At 71.6% G+C, this 475-nt stretch carries 1 protein-coding gene; it reads left to right on the forward strand.

Features of this window, described 5'->3' with window-relative positions:
* A partial coding sequence (locus AC1DDH_RS20585) for a hypothetical protein (protein ID WP_476956229.1) occupies positions 1–475 on the forward strand: 475 nt, incomplete at both ends.

Here is a 475-nt window from a genome sequence, read left to right on the forward strand (position 1 = left end):
CGTCCAGACGCCGCAGGCCGGCGGCGCCGTCGCGTTCGGCGTGACGTGGGGGCTCGACCTGTACGAGTTCGATGCCGACATCGACGCCCGGCTGCAGTACCAGTCGGTGCAAGCCACCGCCTGGGACCCGGCTGCGCAGGCCATCGTCCAGGGCGACGCGGCCGCGCCGGCGCCGTTCAACGCGCAGGGCAATCTCGACAGCGCCACGCTGGCCGATGTCATCGGCCTGTCCGTCATGCCGCTGCGCACGGCCACGACGCAGTCGCCACAGATGCTGACGAGCTGGGCCAAGGGCGTGCAGACCCGTGCCGAGCTGGCGCGCATTCGTGGCCATCTTCGCTGCATGGGCACGGCCCTGGCCCGGCCAGGTGTGCTGGTGCAGGTCAGCGGGGTGGGCCAGCGCTTCTCGGGCGCGGTCTACGTCACCGCAGTGGAGCATGCGCTGGTGGGCGGCTTCTGGCACACCGATGTCGAG

Source organism: Arthrobacter sp. 10T425, assembly GCF_056393985.1.